At 64.4% G+C, this 15,527-nt stretch carries 18 protein-coding genes and 1 tRNA gene; 9 read left to right on the forward strand and 10 right to left on the reverse strand.

What is annotated here, in order from left to right; all coding sequences use genetic code 11:
* Positions 1–26: 26 nt before the first annotated feature.
* Positions 27–536 (forward strand): DUF3145 domain-containing protein, encoded by a 510-nt coding sequence (locus WKF39_RS00555; RefSeq protein WP_340385590.1) that lies wholly within the window; start codon positions 27–29, stop codon positions 534–536.
* A 28-nt stretch (positions 537–564) separates the two neighbouring features.
* Here the strand turns inward: WKF39_RS00555 and WKF39_RS00560 are convergent, their stop codons facing one another.
* A complete protein-coding gene (locus WKF39_RS00560) occupies positions 565–1,395 on the reverse strand; it encodes a phosphopantetheine-binding protein (protein ID WP_340384875.1) in 831 nt (276 codons plus the stop codon).
* 89 nt (positions 1,396–1,484) lie between these two features.
* On the opposite strand from WKF39_RS00560, the gene WKF39_RS00565 reads away from it, so the two are divergent.
* Positions 1,485–2,456, forward strand: coding sequence for an alpha/beta fold hydrolase (locus WKF39_RS00565; protein ID WP_340384877.1), 972 nt, complete (start codon positions 1,485–1,487; stop codon positions 2,454–2,456).
* Positions 2,457–2,471: 15 nt separating this feature from the next.
* Here the strand turns inward: WKF39_RS00565 and WKF39_RS00570 are convergent, their stop codons facing one another.
* Entirely contained in the window at positions 2,472–3,533 is a 1,062-nt protein-coding gene (locus WKF39_RS00570) for a phosphatase PAP2 family protein (RefSeq protein WP_340384879.1), read from the reverse strand.
* Between the two features lie 60 nt (positions 3,534–3,593).
* Positions 3,594–6,350, reverse strand: coding sequence for a pyruvate dehydrogenase (acetyl-transferring), homodimeric type (gene aceE / locus WKF39_RS00575; protein WP_340384881.1), 2,757 nt, complete (start codon positions 6,348–6,350; stop codon positions 3,594–3,596).
* A gap of 126 nt (positions 6,351–6,476) precedes the next feature.
* Between aceE and WKF39_RS00580 the strand changes: the two genes are divergently transcribed.
* Both WKF39_RS00580 and WKF39_RS00585 read left to right on the forward strand, forming a co-directional pair.
* Positions 6,477–6,863: a DUF3052 domain-containing protein gene (locus WKF39_RS00580; RefSeq protein WP_340384883.1), complete on the forward strand. Its 387-nt coding sequence runs from the start codon at positions 6,477–6,479 to the stop codon at positions 6,861–6,863.
* A gap of 89 nt (positions 6,864–6,952) precedes the next feature.
* The gene (locus WKF39_RS00585) at positions 6,953–7,414 is read left to right on the forward strand and encodes a peroxiredoxin (RefSeq protein WP_340384885.1); all 462 of its coding nucleotides are present in this window, start codon (positions 6,953–6,955) and stop codon (positions 7,412–7,414) included.
* A gap of 212 nt (positions 7,415–7,626) precedes the next feature.
* Here the strand turns inward: WKF39_RS00585 and WKF39_RS00590 are convergent, their stop codons facing one another.
* Positions 7,627–8,421, reverse strand: coding sequence for an SDR family oxidoreductase (locus tag WKF39_RS00590; RefSeq protein WP_340384887.1), 795 nt, complete (start codon positions 8,419–8,421; stop codon positions 7,627–7,629).
* Positions 8,422–8,430: 9 nt separating this feature from the next.
* Complete coding sequence (locus WKF39_RS00595) at positions 8,431–9,372, reverse strand: alpha/beta hydrolase (RefSeq protein WP_340384888.1); 942 nt, start codon at positions 9,370–9,372, stop codon at positions 8,431–8,433.
* Between the two features lie 84 nt (positions 9,373–9,456).
* On the opposite strand from WKF39_RS00595, the gene WKF39_RS00600 reads away from it, so the two are divergent.
* Positions 9,457–9,996 (forward strand): TetR/AcrR family transcriptional regulator, encoded by a 540-nt coding sequence (locus WKF39_RS00600; RefSeq protein ID WP_340384890.1) that lies wholly within the window; start codon positions 9,457–9,459, stop codon positions 9,994–9,996.
* A 124-nt stretch (positions 9,997–10,120) separates the two neighbouring features.
* On the opposite strand, the gene WKF39_RS00605 is transcribed toward WKF39_RS00600, so the two are convergent.
* The 3 genes from WKF39_RS00605 to WKF39_RS00615 form a co-directional block, all read right to left on the reverse strand.
* Positions 10,121–10,288, reverse strand: a complete 168-nt coding sequence (locus WKF39_RS00605) for a hypothetical protein (protein WP_340384892.1) — start codon at positions 10,286–10,288, stop codon at positions 10,121–10,123.
* A 28-nt stretch (positions 10,289–10,316) separates the two neighbouring features.
* Positions 10,317–10,814 (reverse strand): hypothetical protein, encoded by a 498-nt coding sequence (locus tag WKF39_RS00610; RefSeq protein ID WP_340384894.1) that lies wholly within the window; start codon positions 10,812–10,814, stop codon positions 10,317–10,319.
* Between the two features lie 562 nt (positions 10,815–11,376).
* On the reverse strand, positions 11,377–11,535 hold the full coding sequence (locus WKF39_RS00615) for a hypothetical protein (RefSeq protein WP_340384896.1): 159 nt from the start codon (positions 11,533–11,535) through the stop codon (positions 11,377–11,379).
* A gap of 536 nt (positions 11,536–12,071) precedes the next feature.
* On the opposite strand from WKF39_RS00615, the gene WKF39_RS00620 reads away from it, so the two are divergent.
* The 4 genes from WKF39_RS00620 (at position 12,072) to WKF39_RS00635 (ending at position 13,826) form a co-directional block, all read left to right on the forward strand.
* Positions 12,072–12,233, forward strand: a complete 162-nt coding sequence (locus WKF39_RS00620) for a ribbon-helix-helix domain-containing protein (RefSeq protein WP_340384898.1) — start codon at positions 12,072–12,074, stop codon at positions 12,231–12,233.
* A 139-nt stretch (positions 12,234–12,372) separates the two neighbouring features.
* Positions 12,373–12,534 (forward strand): hypothetical protein, encoded by a 162-nt coding sequence (locus WKF39_RS00625; RefSeq protein ID WP_340384900.1) that lies wholly within the window; start codon positions 12,373–12,375, stop codon positions 12,532–12,534.
* Between the two features lies 1 nt (position 12,535).
* Positions 12,536–13,000: a hypothetical protein gene (locus WKF39_RS00630; protein ID WP_340384902.1), complete on the forward strand. Its 465-nt coding sequence runs from the start codon at positions 12,536–12,538 to the stop codon at positions 12,998–13,000.
* Positions 13,001–13,752: 752 nt separating this feature from the next.
* A tRNA-Val gene (locus WKF39_RS00635) sits at positions 13,753–13,826 on the forward strand.
* 3 nt (positions 13,827–13,829) lie between these two features.
* Here the strand turns inward: WKF39_RS00635 and WKF39_RS00640 are convergent.
* Positions 13,830–14,942: a hypothetical protein gene (locus WKF39_RS00640; RefSeq protein WP_340384904.1), complete on the reverse strand. Its 1,113-nt coding sequence runs from the start codon at positions 14,940–14,942 to the stop codon at positions 13,830–13,832.
* A 118-nt stretch (positions 14,943–15,060) separates the two neighbouring features.
* Positions 15,061–15,435: a hypothetical protein gene (locus tag WKF39_RS00645; RefSeq protein WP_340384905.1), complete on the reverse strand. Its 375-nt coding sequence runs from the start codon at positions 15,433–15,435 to the stop codon at positions 15,061–15,063.
* Positions 15,436–15,527: the final 92 nt, after the last annotated feature.

Below are 15,527 nucleotides of genomic sequence, written 5' to 3' on the forward strand. Positions count from 1 at the left end.
GCGACACTAGGGAGGCACCGATGAACATGTCTTCGCCGACGACCCCGACCCGGGGTGTACTTTTCGTGCACTCAGCTCCGTCTGCGCTGTGCGCGCACGTCGAGTGGGCTGCTGCTGGCGTGCTCGGAGGCACCCCCGACATCGCCTGGGTCCCTCAGCTCGCAGAGCCCGGCACCTACCGCGCGGAGCTGTCGTGGCAGGCCGCCGCCGGTACGGCCGCTGCGCTTGCCTCGGCGCTCCGAGGCTGGGAGCAGCTCCGGTTCGAGGTGACCGAGGAGCCCACGGCGTCGACCGAGGGTGCCCGCTACTCCTACACGCCGTCGCTCGGGATATTCCACTCGATGACCGGTCTGCACGGCGACATCCTGATCCCCGAGGACCGCATCAAGGCATTCCGCGTCAAGGTCGCGCTCGGCGAGGTCGAGATGGACACCGCGCTCGACGGGTTGCTGGGGGTTGCGTGGGATGCCGAGCTCGAGCCGTTCCGCCACGCGGGAGATGGCGCGCCGGTCCGTTGGCTGCACCAGGTGATCTAGGGCGTGCACGAGGTCACGAGCAGCCCGGTCAGCCGATCTGCACGGTCACCGAGGGCGTGGACTTGTCGGTCTGCTTGTTGAGCAGGCGGAACTGACGCTCGCCGGTGCGAGAGGTGTAGATCTGGGTCTCGAACCTGCCGCCGTTCGTGGTCGTCGTGCTGATCGGGAAGTCGTCCCAGGGTCCGCCCTCGTCCTTGACCTGCACCTGGAGGTCGGCGCCCTCATCGGCGGACGGCAGGATGCCGGACAGGCCGAATCGCTGACCCGGGGCGACCTGGTCCTCCGACGCCTCGAGGGTCGGCTCCGGCTCATCGGGGTCGCTGGTCGCAGTCTCAGTCGGCTCGGGTGACGGAGTCGTGGGTGTGGCTGTCGTCGGTGCGGTGGTGGGAGAGCTGATCGGCGGCAGGTCGACCGAGCTGATTCCGGTCGCGTTGACGAGCGCCGAGCCGCCGAAGCCGAGCGATGCGCCCACCACCGCACCGAGAACGATGAACCAGAACGCCATCCGGCCTGCGAGGCTCCTGCGCTCGCGGTCCCGCTCCTCCTGCGCGGTCCTGATCGGGGGCGCCGGCATCTCGAGTGCTGTCGCCACGCGGGTCGCGTCTGCGGGGGGTTGGGAGCCGTCGTGGCGTACGACCGCGTCGATCGCGTCCTCAACCGTGACCAAGGCGTCGATCGTGTCGTCGGACAGGTAGACGTCGAAGCGGCGCCCGAGCTCCTCGCCCACCTCGACGATCGTGAGCGAGTCAGTGCCGAGCTCCTTGAGGCTGGCCTCCGGCACGATGGCAGCGGCGGGACACCCGACAACGCGTACGAGTATGTCCGTGAGCTGCTCCCGGACGGCTGATGAAGACGGCACGGAGGGAGTCTATCGAGGGTGCGGAGGATCACGCGCATCCACGCAGGGGTTGGCCGGACACCTGGCCCACCCACACCTAGGATGATCCGATGGAAAGTGTCGCGGACGTCCAGTATGTGGTCGTGCATGGCTATCGGCGGGCGTTCCGGATCTCCGGTTCCGGCCCGGCGATCCTCCTGCTGCACGGCCTGGCCTGCGACTCATCGACGTGGATCGACGCCATCCCCGCCCTGTCCGAGCACTTCACGGTCATCGCGCCTGATCTCCTGGGGCACGGAGAGTCCGACAAGCCCGATGCCGACTATTCACTGGGCGGTTACGCCAACGGGATGCGCGACCTGCTCACGGTGCTCGGCATCGACAAGGTCACGGTCGTCGGTCACAGCTTCGGCGGTGGTGTGGCGATGCAGTTCGCCTATCAGTTCCCCGATCGCACTGAGCGGGTCGTGCTGGTCTCGACCGGCGGGCTCGGCAAGGAGGTCTCTCCGCTCATCAGGTTCCTCACGGTCCCCGGCAGCAGCGCGATGATTGCCGCTGCCACTTTTCGGCCTTGGCGCCCGCTCGTTGCCGGCGGGATGCGAGCACTCGCCAGGGGTCCATGGAGCGCGACCCGTGACCTCGGCGAGGTCGCCCGCATCTATGAGACGCTCGCCGATCCGGCGACCCGTACGGCGGTGCAGCGGGTCACGAGCCACGTGCTCAACTGGAAGGGTCAGTTCGTCACGATGACGGACCGCAGCTATCTGGCCCGACTCATGCCGGTCCTCGTCGTATGGGGGCGTCAGGACCTGGTGATCCCCGCCAAGCATGCCGACGCCGCACCGACACATGGCTCAGGGAACGTGCACGTGCTGGACGATGCCGGCCACTTCCCTCACAAGGATCACCCCGAGGAGTTCAGCCGTCTCGTGCTGGAGTTCGTCGCGACCAACGCGCCGGCCCAATATCATCGCGGCCGGTGGCGAGCGCTGCTGCGCCGCGGCGACCAGTATTCCCTCGAGAGCGTGCCAGCCCCAGCCGACGCCGTTGCAGGTGGGCCGGCTGCCCCGGCGATCGGCTGAACGATCGGCTGAGGCCTAGATCGACGGACCCGTCGTGACCACCCGGGTGGCCGGTTCGACCGCCGGGACGTCGTGCTCGGCGAGTCGCTTGCGCTTTTGTCGCTTGGTGTTGCCGGTCACGAACGCGCCGATCAGGACCGCGAGCCAGCCGATGAGCAGACCGCCGACGTCGTCAGCGACATAGTGCCAACCGAGGTAGAGGGTCGCGAGGATCGTGAATCCGAGATAGGTCCAGGCGACGGAGCGTACGAGCCGGTTGATGCCCGCGTAGTGCAGGAACAGGCACGCGGTGAACACGACCGACACGTGCAGCGAGGCGAATCCGGCTATGCCGAAGATGTTTTCGCCCTGGGGGTTCTCCTTGAAGCCGAATGCGCCCTTGAACAGCGACATCTGTAGCGCAGAGGCACCGTTTTCTGGCAAGTCGTAGAACGACTGGGGCTGGTAGAACGCCGGGCCGAGGGTGGGCAGGGCGTAGTAGCTCACCGTGCCGAGCACCCAGTTGAGGCTGACCGCGGTGGCATACCATGCGCCGACTGTGAAGTCTCGATGCAGCACCAGGACCGCTCCGACCGTGATCGGCACGATCGGCAGGTAGAGCACGTAGAGCACGGCAAGGACCTGCGCCATGATCGAGGTGCCGAACACCCCGTGCAGCACCTCTGCGGGGTTGTTGCCGAAGAACAGGAGGTGATCGAGCTCGAGCAGCTGGCGGTCGTGCAGGGAGTCCTCGCGGAGCAACGGCAGATAGCTCTTGAGATTGCGATAGCTGACGTAGCAGATGTAGAACGACAACATGCCCGACGCGACATAGCCGACGCGCTTGAGCGTCCATTCGTCGCGGACGATCGTCCGCATGCCCGGGACGAAGCGACGCATGCCATAGCGATGGATCGACTGCGGGACGATGCCGGCGGCAAAGATCAGCAGGCCGATCATCGGCAGACGGATGTAGGCCGGGCCGAGGAATCCCTCGGGATCCTTGAGCCCGACATCGAGCGTCTGGGAGTAGTAGATTGCGGCCGCTCCGACGGTCAGGGACAGGCACACGGCGAACGTGTAGGGCCAACGGAGCATGAGCGCCATCTTAAACGGCGACCCTGAGAGTCAGTTGTGAGGGCTTGTCACCCATGCCGCTCAGGCGTCGCCACCCACCTGCTCAATGCCTGCCACCGCGGTCGGGTCGTCGATCTTGAAGCGGTTGAACGCCTCTCGCACGGTCTCGGGCTTGACGGCGCCGCGTTGGGCAAGCGTCTGGAGCACGGACACGACGATCGACTCCGTGTCGACCTGGAACTTGCGCCGGGCGGCGGCGCGCGTGTCCGCGAAGCCGAAGCCGTCGGTGCCGAGCGACTGCCACGGACCCGGCACCCATCGCGCGATCTGGTCGGGCACGGCGCGCATGTAGTCGGTGACCGCGACCGTCACGGCAGAGGTGTCCATGAGCTTGGCCGTGATGTAGGGCATACGGCTGTATTCGCCCGGATGGTTGAGGTTCCACTTCTCGGACGCGACGGCGTCGCGGGCCAGCTCGTTCCACGAGGTCACGGACCACACGTCTGCCTCGACGCCGTAGTCCGCCGCGAGGATCTCCTGCGCATCCAGGGCCCACGGCACCGAGACGCCCGAGGCCATGATGCGTGCAGTCGCCTTGCCGCCAAGTGCCTTGCGGTAGATGTAGGCGCCCTTGAGGATCCCCTCGACGTCGACATCGTCAGGCTCGACGGGCTGTTGAACCGCCTCGTTGTAGACGGTGAGGTAGAAGATGATGTCCTCGCCGTGGGGGAAGGTGTCGGTCGAGCCGTACATCCGCTCGAGGCCGTACTTCATGATGTGGCTGATCTCGAAGCCGAACGCGGGGTCGTAGTGCACGACCGCCGGGTTGGTCTGCGCGATCAGCGGTGAGTGACCGTCAGCGTGCTGCAAACCTTCGCCGGTCAGGGTCGTACGGCCGGCCGTCGCGCCGATCAAGAAGCCGCGCGCGAGCTGGTCGGCCATGGCCCAGATCGAGTCGGCAGTGCGCTGGAACCCGAACATCGAGTAGAAGAGATAGACCGGGATCATCGGCTCGCCGTGCGTCGAGTACGCACTGCCGGCGGCGGTCGCCGACGCCATGGCGCCGGCCTCGCTGATGCCTTCGTGCAGCAGCTGGCCCGTGACCGACTCCTTGTAGGCGAGCAGGAGCTTGCGGTCGACCGAGTCGTACGTCTGACCGGCCGGGTTGTAGATCTTGGCCGACGGGAACATCGAGTCCATGCCGAATGTGCGGTATTCGTCCGGCGCGATCGGGACGATGCGCTGGCCGATCTCGGGATCCTTCATCAGGTCGCGCAAGAGGCGTACGAACGCCATCGTGGTCGCGATCTGCTGCTTGCCCGAGCCCTTCTTGAGCTCGTCATACATCTTGTCCTCGGGCAGCTTGATGCTGACCGGGTTGACGACGCGCTTGGGCAGCGAGCCGCCGAGAGCGTCGCGGCGCGCCTTCATGTACTGGATCTCTTCGCTGTCCGCACCCGGGTGATAGAACGGCGCGATGTCGCTGCCGTCGATCTGGGAGTCCGAGATCGGGATGTTGAGCCGGTCACGGAAGCCCTTGAGGTCATCCTTGGTGAGCTTCTTCATCTGGTGGGTCGCGTTGCGCCCAGCGAACGACTCGAGGAGCCAGCCCTTGATCGTGTGGGCAAGGATCACGGTCGGCTGGCCGGTGTGCTTTTGTGCGGCCTCGAATGCTGCGTAGACCTTGCGGTAGTCGTGACCACCGCGGGGGAGACGTTCGATCTCCTCGTCCGACAGGTGCTCGACCATCTTCTGCAGCCGCGAGTCGGGGCCGAAGAAGTTCTCGCGGTTGTAGGCACCCGACTCGACCGACAGCGTCTGGAACTCACCATCGGGTGTCCGGTTCATCTGGTTGACGAGTGCGCCGTCGGTGTCGCGCGCGAGCAGGTCGTCCCACTCACGGCCCCACACGACCTTGATGACATTCCATCCGGCGCCGCGGAAGGTCGACTCCAGCTCCTGGATGATCTTGCCGTTGCCGCGGACGGGTCCGTCGAGCTGCTGCAGGTTGCAGTTGACGACGAAGGTCAGGTTGTCGAGCTCTTCGCGGGCGGCGATGCCGATCGCGCCGAGCGACTCGGGCTCGCCCATCTCGCCGTCGCCGAGGAATGTCCAGACGTGCTGCTGACTGGTGTCCTTGATGCCGCGGTTGTGCAGGTAGCGGTTGAACCGTGCCTGGTAGATCGAGTTGATCGCACCGAGGCCCATCGAGACCGTGGGGAACTCCCAGTAGTCCGACATGAGGCGGGGGTGCGGGTATGACGACAGCCCGTTGCCGGGGCCGTGCGAGTGCTCCTGGCGGAAGCGGTCCAGCTGCGTCTCGGACAGGCCGCCCTCGAGGAACGACCGGGCATAGATGCCGGGCGCCGCGTGACCCTGGAAATAGATGTGGTCGCCACCGCCGGGGTGGTTCTTGCCGCGGAAGAAGTGGTTGAAGCCGACTTCATAAAGGCTCGCTGCGGACTGGTACGACGCGATGTGTCCGCCGACGCCGAGGCCCGGCCGGTTGGCGCGCGACACCATCACAGCGGCGTTCCAGCGGATGTAGGACCGGATGCGTCGCTCGATCGCCTCGTTGCCGGGGAACCACGGCTCGCGCTCTGGTGGGATCGTGTTGATGAAGTCCGTGCTGCGCAACGCAGGCACCCCGACGTTCTGCTCCCGGGCGCGCTCGAGGAGCTTGAGCATGACGTAGCGCGCACGGCTGCGCCCGCGGCTGTCGATCATCTCGTCCAGCGAATCCACCCACTCGGCGGTCTCGTCTGGGTCGATGTCAGGCAACTGGGTCGGCAGACCCTCGTGGATGACGGTCGGTCGTTCGGGGCCGGATTGCGGCATGCTTGCTCCCTCGTGTCTTGTGGACCTGTCCATCATTCCACCTCGGGTTCGCTACTGTGACACCAGCAACAGTGCTGACGAACCTACTTTTCAGTAGGTTTTCCACAAACGTAGGGAGACATCGCGGTGGACGCGGGCAAGCTGGGCTTCGGTCCTGACACCGTCATCCAGGAGCTTGGCTGGGATGAAGACGTCGACGAGGAGCTCCGTGTCGAGATCGAGCGTCACACGGGCAACAACCTGGTTGATGGTGACCACGGTGATGTCGTTGACGGCGTGATCGTCTGGTGGCGCGACAAGGACGGCGATCTGATCGATGCGCTGGTCGACTCGCTCCAGGATCTCGCCGAGGGTGGATCGGTGTGGTTGTTCACACCCAAGGTCGGCAGACCCGGGTACGTACCCGGCGCCGACGTGGTGGAGGCGGCCCCGATTGCGGGACTGTCGACGACCACCACGTCATCGGCATCCGATGAATGGGCATCCACAAGACTCACCGCCCACAAGCGCTGAGACCGGGACCGAGGCCACTCAGCCCTGCGAGCAGGGGCGGCGTGGTGACCTGGAAGGCTTGCTCAGGCGAGCCCCCATACGCTGACTCCATGACCCTTGACATCGGATCCGTCGCGCCCGACTTCACGCTCAAGAGCCAGCACGGGGAGGACGTCACCCTCTCGTCGTTCCGTGGTGAGAGAAATGTCGTCGTGGTGTTCTTCCCGTTCGCGTTCAGCGGCATCTGCACGGGTGAGCTGTGCGAGATCCGCGACAACCTGGACCAGTTCGAGGCCGACAACGCCGAGATCATCGCGATCTCGTGCGATCACTTCTTCTCCAACCGGGCGTTCGCGGACCGAGATGGATATGCGTTCACCATCCTCAGTGACTTCTGGCCACATGGAGAGGTGTCCAAGACCTACGGCACATTCAACGAGGGCGCCGGGGCGCCCAACCGTGGCACATACGTGATCGATCGCGAGGGCGTCCTGCGGTGGAAGGTCGAGCACGGGATCCCCGATGCGCGTGATCTCTCGCAATATCACGCGGCGTTGGCCGATCTTTCCTGATTTCTTCCTTAAATGCCTGCGGATGAGGCCGTTCATACGGTTTGATGATCGTGCTGCGGCTGCCAGGGACCCGAGACCTTGGCAGCTGCGGTTCTGTTTGTGTGCGGCCTCCGCTGAACGAGGGTCAGGCTGACTGGGGCGGTATCGTTCCGCTGGTCCTGAGGGCGAATAGCTCAGTGATCATGCCACCGAGACCAACGGGTCGACCAAACTCAGTGCTTGAAGGGGTTCATCCTGCGTCCCAGTTGATACTGCAAACGGAACGGGACTGGCCGCATCGCGTGCGACACGATCTTGTTGACCACGCCCGGAACGCAGACCGGCTTGCCGGCGTTGACCGCCGCCCAGCCTTCACGCACCACGGCCTCAGGCTCTTGCCACAGCACGGACGGCAACTTGGTCGCGGCCTCACGCGTTCCCATCACGTCATGAAACTCGCTGTGGGTAAAGCCTGGGCACAATGCAGTCACGTGCACGCCGTGCGGCTTGAGCTCCATGTCGAGCGCTTGCGACATGTTCAGGACATAACTCTTGATTCCGGTGTACAGGAGGCTCTCGCCGGGGGGCGCGAAGGCCGCAAGTGACGAGACGTTGATGATTCGCCCCCACCGGCGTTCTTTCATGCCGGGCACCACGATGTGTGCGAGTTCCGTGACTGCGGAAACCATCACCTGGAGTTCGCCGGCGAGCGCATCCCAATCGGCTTCAGCAAACGCGACGCTGTTAGAGAGTCCCGCATTGTTGATGAGCACGTCTACGGTCAACCGCCGGTCCGCTAGGAAGGCTGCGATCGCTTGGGGAGTCGACCGGTCGCTGAGGTCGGCATCGAAGACTTCGCATCGCACGCCGTGAGCGGTAATGATTTCGGCGGCCAGCTCTTCGAGTCGTTCTCTCCTCCGAGCAACGAGGATCAAGTCCAGACCGTCGCTCGCAAGTGTGCGTGCAAAGGTCGCACCGATTCCGGCTGAAGCGCCAGTGATGAGGGCGGTACGGGTGGGAGCGGTCACGGCAGTTCCTCAGTTCCTCTGGGCGGACGGGGCGGTGGGGGTGTGCTGGTTCAGGAATTCAATTTGATCGGCCACGACGATCTCGAAGAGCTCCCCAACGTAGGGGTCGAAGTGTCCACCGGCGTACGTGCGCACAGTGGAAAGAGGCATCTTGGTGGCAGCAGCCTCGGCGACAAGGCGAGGAGTGATGGCGTCATCCGTAGCGATTTGAATCAGCGCCGGGCAGGCAACGGCTGCCGCTCTGCGGCCGGGCGAGTAGAGCCCAATTTTCAGCACGATCCGCGCAGCCACAGTTTTCGGGTAGTCGCCCTCCTGTAGGGCGGACTCGTCAAGAAGTCGATGCATGCCCGGAAGAGCGTCGGGTGTTGTCATGATTGCGACCTCCCCGGGCGCACCCACACTGTTCACGTAGACGGGTGTTCGTCGCATCCAGGCGGCAATTTGGTCACGTATTGATGGGAACGCCAGTCGAAGGCTGGCTCGCACTCCGGTGGAGCGGACTGCAGCGAGACCGCTGACATGCGGGACCTGTGCAATCAGCGCCGCCAGAGGCTCACCGAGCCCGGCGAGGGTGATGACATGCCCACCGCCGAATGAGGTGCCCCAAGCTACGACCGCGTCTGAGTCCACGCAGGACAAAGCCCTAGTGAACCGAAGTGCAGCTCTCCAGTCGTCGTGCTGCATCCGGATGTCGAGAACTTGGCGGGGGTGACCTTCGCTATCACCGAACCCGCGATAGTCAAAGACGACTACGACATATCCAACGGCGGCGAATCGCTCTGCGTACGCGTACAGCCGCACGGCCCGTGGGGATCCGAACCCGTGGGCCATGACAATGGCGGGTCGGGTGGAATCTTCGGATTCAGGCTTGAACACCGTAGCCGCACAACCGACCCCGTTGGACGAGAAATTCGTCTCGATCCTCTCGAACGGCAGGTCGGTGTCGGGCACGGAAACTCCTCGGAATCTTGTCCTCTTGAATGACATACAAGAGACTAGTTACTTCTTGATCGTCAGTCAAGATAGACTTCTTGCATGCCTCGAAATCGTCGGCCGCAAGACCGGGATGAGAAGCGCGACGAGATCGTGCGCGCCGCTGAGCTTCTGTTCACGCGGGACGGCTTCGCAGAGACCCCACTCTCGAAAGTCGCCTCCGCGGCCGGGGTTACGACGAACACGATCTACTGGTACTTCGCCGACAAGGACGCGCTCCTAGTGGGTGTTCTTGACCGCGTGCTTCACGAGGCTCTCGCCGAAGCCGCCGCGTTGCCCGATCGTCCGTGGGACGAGCAACTGTTGTGGGCCCTCGCCCGACTCCAGCGGTATCACCGCTTGGTCACCGTTGTGCATGCGCGCGCCAACTCCTCAAAGGTCATCGATTCGTGGCACACCGGTTTCCACGACCTGGCCGACGCCATGCTTGTTGAGGGATTTCGCGAAGCGGGTGCGGCCGAAGACGACCTTCTCCTCAGGGCTCAACTGGCTGTCTTCGTCATTGAGGGGCTGCTGATGCACCCGCACGATGAGTCTGCGGCGCGATCGATGTTGCGCTTGCTGGTCCCGACTGCGTCCTAAGCCCGAGTAGACCGTTGAGCAGGCCAATGATCGGCGCCGGGTTGGCTTACGGAGCCACGACCTTGAGCCGCACCTCAATCGACCGGGCCAGCCCGGTGGGCTGACCCGGTCCATGTGGTACGCGTCAGGGCAGTTTGCCTTCGACCACGCTGATGACGATCTGCTTGTCTCCCACGGCCCATTTGTCCGCGTGCTCGCCGGCTTCAATATCCTGGGCCGGAGGGCGATCTACGGTTGACCAGCGCGAATGCGTCTCATCTGCACGATCGACCACACCCAGCGACCAAAGCACGGGGCTTCCCGTTGCGAGTTTGCGAAAGTTAGTCGACCTTGGGAGCTAGGTCGTCCCCCTTCAAGTACATGCGGACGCGAATGATCGCGAAGCCTCCGATGCCGACGATCATGACGAGAGCGAAGAGCGCGATGGTGGCGGACGCTGCCACCGGCAGGGTGCGGGGGTAGGCGTACTGAACGATCTGGATGCCTGCGTATCCCGTAGCGCCCACTGCGGCATACCGGTAGGAACGGGCGGCACCAGCCGTGAACCGCGCGGGCATCTCGGTCCGACCGCGATCGCCAAGTAGTCGTCGCATGCGTGAGCGATTCTTCCGGACAGCAGCGATACCAAGCGCATAGACGACCGCAACACCGAGCCACCCCCAACCGATCGGGCGATCGCGCAGGATGAGGAAAACACCGCCAACAAGGCTCAGCAGCGACCAGATCCCCAGCTGGTAGTCGGTCCATGCGGACTCAGCGAACCTCCGCAGATCACGAAGGGCTTGGTCATCAGCCTCGGCAACCCGGCGCTCTTGCAAGCGTGAAGTTAGCAGAGGAATCAGTAGAAAGAATCCGGCTATGCAGTAGCCCCCGATAAGAGCACCCACGCGATGACCCTCGTTCCCCTGAAGCGTGCGGAAGATGCCGCAGAACGTTGACGCGGCCTTGGTTCATCAGCCTACATGCAGCCAAGCCCGCAAACTCCCAGTAACACCTAGTGGCAGCGGGCACTAGCATTCACCCGTGAGTCCGCGACGGGTGACGAAGCCCGATCCGAGAGATCTTCTCTGGCCCGTCATCATCCTGCTCTACGTCGTGTACCGATGGATCGCGACCTCGTCGTCGAACCATGCTGCGTGGCGCTACGCCCTTGCGGTCGGCCTCATCGTCTTGGGAGTGAGCCTCATTGTGGGGTGGGTGCAGAACTGGCGTCGTTACCGGCAAGGCCAAGACGGAGGCACACACCCGCCCGACCGGCGAGAGGTGTGAAGTAGTCAAGCCCGCTTGGGTGGCCCTACCTGGGCGCACGGCCAACTGCCGACGTAGCCCGCTGAGCAGGGCAGTGCTCGGCTGTACGGCCGGCAGACGCTTCTCTCAGCGCTACGGACGCAATTTGCCGGTCTTCGACAGGCCGGGGAGCTTGGCGGTCTTGATCGCCTCGTTGTACTGCGGACGGGCGAAGGTGAACGGGCCGAGTAACGAGGTGTCCCAGTCAGTGCCGGAAAGGAATTCGGACCAGGTGACCGCGTCCTCATCCACGGTGATCGTTGCGGCGACTGGTGAGCAGGAGTCGACTCCGCATCCGCAGCCCAGAAGCATCGGGTGGTGCGGGCCATACTCGTCATCCGCGTCTACTTGAGCCCACGTGTGATCGGACATGCCGTCGAAGTGAGATCGAAGGTCCGTGTTCGTCAGGTGGGATGAACTGGGTGGGGCTCCACCATCAGCGGAAAGCGAATGGCGACAACAGATCCCCGGATGCGCTGGCAGATGTTTACGGCAGCCGCTGGCTCACGGCCGGACACGGCAGCGTTTTGATGCTGACACGCGCTAAGCCGTCCTTCCGTTGGTGGGTGACCAGTACACAGAACAACTGCCCCCTTCTGGCGCGCCGGCGACGCCGATTGGTCTCGCGGTCAGCGCCCTACGCCAGGTCGAGAAAGTCGCCAACAGAAAGTTTGGGCGCACCCGGCATTTCAGGCCGCTGGTTCTGCAGGCTTGTTTTGTGGCCCGGTAACCGCTGGGCGTCAGCAAGGAAGGCGGTGGACAGGGTGGGTCGACCGAAGCAGTTCGACGTGACTCTGAAAGTCAGGATCACCAAGACCCAGGACGCGATGCTCGACGTACTCAGCACGTGGACGGGTGTTCCCAAGGCGGAGATCGTGCGCGAGATGTTGAACATGGAAGTGGCCCACGGGTTTTTCCGAGAGACGTACGGCTTGCCCGATGCCCGGTAACACGTACGGCTTTGGAAGCGCGACGTTCGCCACGGCGGAGGAGTTTGACGTCTTCCGCCAAGGCCTGCGGGACGAGCACGCGCGGCAGCAGCAGGAGCACCAGGAAGCAACCCAAAGAGAAGCAAGGAGACGCAGACCCATGACCAACACCATCAGCGGGCTGGGAGACCAGATTCAGGCAGCACTGGCGGCCACTCGCAACGCTCAGGACAAGGCTCTTGCCGAGCGCCGCCGCGAGAAGGAACTAACCGCAGCGAAGGACGAGGCACGGCAGGCACGCAACGCAGGGTTTGGAGGCTGACATGTACGCAGACGATCAACTCAACGAGCTCATGAGCATGCCGAACATCCCGGCCAACGTGATCGACGCGGCCAAGCAATTCCCGCAGCACGTCAAGAACCTCGAGAAGACGAGGGCCGTCACGATGGTGGCGCAGTGGCGCACCGCCGACCAGGAGAAGACACAAGCCGCGTCCCAGCAGGTGTCCGATGACCACAAGCGCCTAGAAGAACTCGCCTCGCTGGTCGAGTCCGGCAAGGCGACTGCCGGTGCCGTGCTGGGGGAGGTCTCCAAGATCGAGAGCCGGATCAAGGACGCACAGCGCCGTCACGCTGCGCTCGTGAACTCCGAGGGCCGCTACGCCGCGATCGAAGCCGACCCGTCCGCCTACTTTGACGACTTCTACGGCAAGTACTCCGGTCTGCGTGACCGGCGCATGAACCTGCGTGACTACCTCGCTGAGCGAGGACTGTCCCGCCAACACTGATCGACCCTTCGACGCGGGGGAGTTGGGCTCCGTTGCGCCGAGGGTCACCACCAAGAAAGGCCTGCCAGCCATGAAGCACCCTACGGAGCCCAGCACCCGAAACCGAGCCAGCGCGGTCCCCTATCTGCCGGCCGACATCGTCGGACTGATGGACACCCACGCCGTCCGCATAGACGAGACGAGCAAGCACCACGGCTCCTGGGGCCACTCGGACGTCGCGACTGTGCGCCGAACAGTCAGAGATTGCCTGAGGCACTTTGACCTGCTCACCCATAGCGGTCATGCGGTCCCGCTGTACTGGCTGCACGAGTGGCTGACCAGCGGCCCCTACGTCGGCCCCAGAACGCTCAGCCCCGCCGATGCGTGGCAAGCGCACCTGACGCTGATCTCGGCGCTAAATCAGCCTGACAGCGGACTTCACGTCGTTCCAACGCGACGGACGCAGCACGCCTCATGAACCGCCGACAGGTGCGGGTGAATCGAGCCCATCGCGTGCCTGTCGGCCTCCACACAAGTCCTCGACCCCACGAGATCAACCGCGGGGCCGAGGCGTCACCGACCGGGAAAGTAGGGACAACATGCAGCATATGGAACGCGGAACCAGCCCAGAGGGCAGTACAGACCAAACTTCGACCACTAGTCAGGTTTGGTCGGGCGTGATCAACCGCCGTCAGCGTGTAAAGTCATCGTCGGTCAACGTCGGGTTCCAGAGCGCGATACTCGCTCTCATTACGCCGAGAGTTGCCCTGTCAGGGCGAATAGCTCAGTTGGTTAGAGCATCCGGTTTACACCCGGAAGGTCGGGGGTTCGAGTCCCTCTTCGCCCACCCTTAGCTTTGCCTGATTCCGACTTCGGCTCGTTGGAGCATCCCAGCAAGCGTCTCGGTGATGTCCTCGTGCCCCGGCTGGCGGGCGACGAACTTGTGGAGGTCGCGGACCTGGTTCACGGCATTGCCGCGCCGTAGCTCGAAGGCGCCGAGCCGCTCGAGGTCGAGTGGTTCGTGAAAGGTGGGGAAGCTGTCCAGACGGTCCATCGCGGCGAGGCCCGCCATCGTGCGCAGGCACTTGAGGCAGCGACAGCAGTTCATCGTCGCGAACTTCATGTAGCAGACGCGGAGGTGCCGCTGGGCAACCGGATTGTCCGCGATCACCTGGGTCTTGCGCGCGCGGCCCGCCTCGGCGCCATCGTGCTCGACGATGAGTCTGTCGGTGGACCACAGGTCGTCGAGCAGAGGGTGAGAACCCCACCGTTGGCCGGTCGCGTAGCTGTGGGTCGCAGGCACCAGCATCCGGTCGACGACCGGAGAGAACAGTGCTGCGAGGCTGGCGAGAGCTGCACCGTGAGCCTCGCTGCCCCACCGGGTGTCCTCGGCCAAGAACTTGCGGATCGTCGTCCTGGCGGTGAGGAGTCGTGTGCCGCTCTCCGCCGCGACGTCCTCAAGCAGGCTGTTGGTGCGCTCGATGGCCTCGGTCTCGCGCAGCGGCACGTCGATGCCGAAGCCGTAGACGATCGCTCCGATGCGGTCCTGGTTCTTGGTCAAGGTGTAGAAGGAGTCCACGCCACCGGTGAAGAACGAGCCGGTCACCCGCTCCGGGGATTTGCGCCAGCGGCGGCTGTCTCGCTCGGCGGGAGGCGCGTGCACCTCCACCCGTTTCATCCGGCGTGGGTACCAGACCGTCAAGATGTCCTGGATGCGCTTGATCGCGGCGGCACGCTCGGAGATCGGATCGACGAGCTCCAGGTCCTCGCCGCGGCGCATGGCCACCACCAGCATCGTGGGCAGCCACACATCGCCCACATTGGTCTGCACAAAAGGGATGTCGTTCGGGGTCACGAAGGTGAGGTCCCGATGGGTGTCGTTGGAGAACGTCACCCGCACCCGGGTGCGATGTCTGCCGTCCTTGAGCGCGTCCTGCTGCGTCTGTCCTACTCTCATCACCACGGGACCGAAGATAGACCACTGGCATCAGGTCCGCTGGGAAATTGGTGGTGTGTCCGTCTCCGATCTGTGAGCGCCTGTCTTCGAAGCGTTCCGGCCTCCGACGCCGGGGGGGGGCTACCTAGTCGCAGGCGGTCCCGACCAGGTGCTTGACCTGCTCGAAGCCGGTGACGGAGGCAGAGTCACCCTCGATCTGCGCGACCAGCGCCACGTCGTAGTCGCCGCTGAGCTCCTTGTATGCCGCTGAGGTGTCGCCGTCGATGAGGGCTACGACCCCGAGTCGGGTGCTCTGGGCGAAGCGGACCACGTAGTCCTCTCCGGTGAGCCCGCCCACGCGCTCGACGATGTCCTTGGCCCTGAGCGAGGTACGGTCGCGGTCGCAGGCCAGGTCAGGGTCGGAGACGACTGCGGGGTCAGACGAACAGCCGCCGAGCGCCACGCACGCAGTCAGCAGAACGCACACGAAGAGCCCGAGATCCCGTGGCGACCGGTCCATGCCCTCACCCTTGCGCACCGGCTGCTCACCCGCAATCGCGGCCTATCTGACGCCTTTCACGTCTTTCAACCGGTATGGTCACTGCGACCGTG

The organism is Aeromicrobium sp. (genome assembly GCF_037719875.1).
Lineage (GTDB): Bacteria > Actinomycetota > Actinomycetes > Propionibacteriales > Nocardioidaceae > Aeromicrobium.